This window comes from Sphingomonas sp. 66-10, from assembly GCF_001897045.1.
Taxonomy (GTDB): domain Bacteria; phylum Pseudomonadota; class Alphaproteobacteria; order Sphingomonadales; family Sphingomonadaceae; genus Sphingomonas; species Sphingomonas lycopersici.
Genome location: NZ_MKRR01000132.1, coordinates 1 through 4,387, shown reverse-complemented (window position 1 = coordinate 4,387; position 4,387 = coordinate 1). Strand labels below are relative to the sequence as shown.

Genomic DNA, 4,387 nt, shown 5'->3' with positions numbered 1-4,387 from the left:
CCTCTATCGGCCCGCTGTAGAGGACTTCACCGCCCTTTTCCCCGGCTCCTGGCCCGACATCGACGAGCCATTCCGCGCGGCGGATCACGTCGAGATCATGTTCGACGACGAACAGGGAGTTGCCCGCCGCCTTGAGACGCTCGAGGATGGTGAGCAAGGCTTCGCCATCTGCCGGGTGCAACCCTGCCGAAGGCTCGTCAAGCACATAGACCACGCCGAAAAGCTGTGACGACAATTGCGTGGCAAGCCGCAAGCGCTGCAGCTCTCCGGAGGAGAGCGTCGGCGTGCTGCGGTCGAGCGAAATGTAGCCAAGGCCAAGATCGATCAGTGGCTCTAGCCGCTCGATCAATTCGCAGGCAAGGCGTTGGGCGGCGATCCGCTTCTCGTCGGAGAGATTGGGCGTGCGGCGTACGTCGGGCGCGCTCTTGTGCGCAGAGCCGCCCGCCGCAACCCGTTGTTCGACCGCTGCATCGCGGGCCGCTTTTTCCAGAACATGGCCCTTTGAGGGGGCGGAGACCGCCCCATACGCGCCATGCGCGACGGGCATCAGCAAGTCCTTCAGCTTGAGCACCGTCAGGTCGCCGAACTCGGCAATGTCGAGGCCGGCGAATTTGACCGACAGGGCTTCGCGCTTCAGGCGCTTGCCGTCGCAGGTCGGGCAATCGCGGCCGATGATATATTGCGAGACGCGCTTCTTCATCAGCGCGCTTTTAGTGTTGGCGAAGGTTTCCAGCACGTAGCGACGCGCGCCGGTGAAGGTGCCCTGATAGCTCGGCTCCATCCGGCGTTTGAGGGCAACGCGCGTCTGCTCAGGGCTCAGCCCCGCATAGACCGGCACCGTCGGCGTTTCGTCGGTGAAGAGAATCCAGTCGCGATCCTTCTTTGGCAGATCGCGCCATGGCGTATCGACGTCATAACCAAGCGACACTAGAATATCGCGCAGGTTTTGGCCGTGCCACGCCGGAGGCCATGCGGCGATTGCCCGCTCGCGAATGGTGAGTGTATCGTCGGGTACCATCGTCGCCTCGGTCGCGTCATAGACGCGGCCGATGCCGTGGCAGGTCGCGCAGGCCCCCGCGACCGTGTTGGGGGAGAAATCCTCCGCATAGAGCATCGGTTGATGGCGCGGATATTCGCCGACGCGCGAATAGAGCATCCGCACCAGGCTGGAGAGCGTCGTCACGCTGCCGACCGAGGATCGCGCGTTGGCCGAGCCGCGCTGCTGCTGCAACGCGACCGCAGGCGGCAAACCGTCGATCGCGTCGACCTCCGGCACGCCGGCCTGGTCGATCAGGCGACGGGCATAGGGCGCAACCGATTCCAGATAACGCCGCTGGGCTTCGGCATAAAGGGTGCCGAATGCGAGCGATGACTTGCCCGAGCCCGATATGCCGGTGAACACCACGAAGGCGTCGCGCGGTACATCGACGTCAATATTTTTGAGGTTATTCTGGCGCGCCCCGCGAACCTGCACGCAAGCGGGCGGCCCCGTATGCCCATGATCGGTGGCCGGCGTCGTCGCGTGAATATCCTTGCTCTTCAATTCAGTCTTCCTGCCCTATACGCCCGTGCGGCCCGTGGTTCATCACAGTCGGGTAACAGATGAATGCATTTCCGACTCAATACATCCAACGGCCAGGCTGGCCCGATGTTCGGCACCTTTGAAATATTTTTCCAGCATTAGACAAAGGTTACGACAAAACCATTTTTCCCGTTGGGTCGCGCGACGAGGCCACACACACTCCGCTGGTAAGCGCCTGGGCCAGGCGGCCCTGGTCCGTGCCGCTATCGGCATGTAACGATCGCACTTCGGCGCTTGTTACCGCATCGCGACGCGTTGCCCATTTGCCAGTGCGCGCTTCATCATGGCCGGGGTCGGGCCATGATGACGGCCGAGTTGTCGATCCGAGCGCCTCGCGCCGCTTCGGATCGGCGGGTCAGTAGTGAATGACCGTGCGGATCGACTTGCCTTCGTGCATCAGTGCGAAGGCCTCGTTGATCTCCTCCAAACCCATCGTGTGGGTTACGAATGGGGCCAGATCGATATCGCCTCTCATCGCGTCCTCGACCATGCCGGGGAGCTGTGTCCGTCCCTTGACGCCACCGAAAGCGGACCCCTTCCATACGCGGCCTGTGACGAGCTGGAATGGGCGGGTGGAGATTTCCTCGCCCGCGCCGGCAACGCCAATCACGATCGACTGACCCCAGCCACGGTGCGCTGATTCAAGCGCGGCGCGCATGACGTGGACGTTGCCGATGCACTCGAAGGTATGATCGATGCCCCAGCCCGACATCTCGATCAGCACTTGCTGGATGGGCTTGTCATGGTCCTTGGGGTTGATGCACTCGGTCGCACCGAACTGGCGTGCCAGCTCGAACTTGGACGGATTGGTGTCGATGGCGATGATGCGACCCGCCTTCGCCTGGCGTGCACCCTGAATCGCCGCGAGGCCGATGCCGCCGAGGCCGAACACGGCGACCGAGTCTCCGGGCTGGACCTTGGCGGTATTGTGGACTGCGCCGATGCCGGTCGTGACGCCGCAGCCGAGCAGGCAGACATGTTCGGGGTTTGCCTCGGGATTGATCTTGGCGAGCGAGACTTCGGCGACGACAGTATATTCACTGAAGGTTGAACAGCCCATGTAATGATAGAGGGGCTGACCATTGTACGAAAAGCGGGTGGTCCCATCGGGCATCAAGCCCTTGCCCTGCGTTTCGCGGACAGCGACGCACAGGTTGGTCTTGCCCGACAGGCAGAAGTCGCACTTGCCGCACTCGGCGGTGTAGAGCGGAATCACGTGATCGCCCGGCCCGACGCTGGTGACGCCTTCACCGACCTCGACAACGATGCCCGCGCCCTCGTGGCCCAGAACCACCGGGAAAACACCCTCCGGATCACTCCCCGCCAGCGTGTACGCGTCGGTGTGGCACACACCGGTGTGCGTCACCCGTATGAGGACTTCGCCTTTCCGGGGTGGGGCGACATCGATCTCGACGATTTCGAGTGGCTTACCCGCCTCGAAGGCTACAGCGGCGCGAGATTTCATGTTGGGATACCCTCGTCGAGTTAGACTGATTGCTGGTGCGAGGCCGTTGCGTCAGCGCAAATTCGTCGACATTTTCATACTGGTAGGGAGTATCCTTATCATACTCCCTACCAGTATACAAGAGGTGTCCTAACGAGGATCTCAAACCAGAGAAGGCAGCAGGGACTGGCTTCTAGGTGCGGGAGAACACGGGCAAGAAAATGAGCCTGAAATTGTCATTTAAGATAAGTACGCAAAATCTTCATTACGCCCTCCACGCCGTCATCGTGATCGCCACCTGCGCCTCCGACGGCCCGATCTGCGCCCGCACCGAATGTTTCCCTGAGATGACTCTGCATCACTTCTGCCATCAGTCCATTTGTCGCACCACGCATGGCGACAATTTGCTGCAGCAGGGGAGCGCAATCGGCCCCCGCTTCGATCGCGCGTTCCAGAGCGTCCGCCTGACCCTTGATACGCCGCAAGCGTGTGATGGCTCGCTTCTTGTCCTCTGATGAATGTGGCATCGCGTTTTCCCGAGAATTCGCTCCAGTATACTATAGAGGGGGGGAGTTTCAATCCTGCACAGAGCCGGGCGTTTTTCTAATCGGGCGAGGTTCCGGTCATGCTCTCAAGCCTGCGCCACGAGCAGCCTTGGCATGGGCGCCGAGGGTCCGATCCTATGTCGGGGAAGGGGGGGGAGCGATCGCTCACTCCCCCCGGTATGCCGGTCAGACCGTAACGACGACTTTGCCGATCTGGTCGTTAGATTCGAGGAAGCGGTGAGCGTCCTGGATGGCGTCGAGCGGGAAAGTGCGCGCGATCCGCGGCTTGAGCGCGCCCGATTCCAGACCCGCCACGATGAACGCCTTGGCGCGATCGAGGGCGGCATCGTCCGAGACGATCTCGCTGTAGAGATACCCCTTGAGCGTGAGGCTCTTGCCCAGCACGGAGAACAACGGGAACGGCGTCGGTTCGCCGCTGAGCGCGCCGTATTCGAGCAGGATGCCGCCGCGTGCCATGCTCTCGGTCAGCGGCTCGAACGACGGGCCTCCGACCGGATCGAGCACCACGCGCGCACCCTGACCATCGGTTATCTCCATCACCCTCGCTACCAGATCCTCTTCCCCGGTCGCGACGACATGATGTGCACCGGCATCGATCAGGGCCTGGCGCTTGGCGCCGGTACGCGTCGTCGCGATTACCGTCGCGCCGACCATCCGCGCAATCTGGAAGGCAGCAAGGCCGACGCTGCTGGAGGCAGCAGTGACGATGACGAAATCGCCCTCGCCGAGTTTCGCCTGCTCCACCAGCGCACCCCAGGCGGTGACATACTGCATCCACACGGCCGCCGCTTCCTC

The 4,387-nt window shown here is 62.3% G+C and carries 4 protein-coding genes; all 4 read right to left on the bottom strand.

Annotated features, from left to right (window positions below):
* Positions 1 to 1,474, bottom strand: a 1,474-nt coding sequence (locus BGN95_RS13920; RefSeq protein ID WP_502688295.1) for an excinuclease ABC subunit UvrA, incomplete at its 3' end; no start/stop codon positions are given.
* Positions 1,475 to 1,937: 463 nt separating this feature from the next.
* Positions 1,938 to 3,047 carry an S-(hydroxymethyl)glutathione dehydrogenase/class III alcohol dehydrogenase gene (locus BGN95_RS13915; protein WP_286772982.1) on the bottom strand — a complete coding sequence of 370 codons (1,110 nt, stop codon included), beginning with the start codon at positions 3,045 to 3,047 and terminating at the stop codon, positions 1,938 to 1,940.
* Positions 3,048 to 3,262: 215 nt separating this feature from the next.
* Complete coding sequence (locus BGN95_RS13910) at positions 3,263 to 3,553, bottom strand: metal/formaldehyde-sensitive transcriptional repressor (RefSeq protein WP_109462186.1); 291 nt, start codon at positions 3,551 to 3,553, stop codon at positions 3,263 to 3,265.
* Positions 3,554 to 3,757: 204 nt separating this feature from the next.
* A partial coding sequence (locus BGN95_RS13905; protein ID WP_286772981.1) for a zinc-dependent alcohol dehydrogenase family protein occupies positions 3,758 to 4,387 on the bottom strand: 630 nt, incomplete at its 5' end.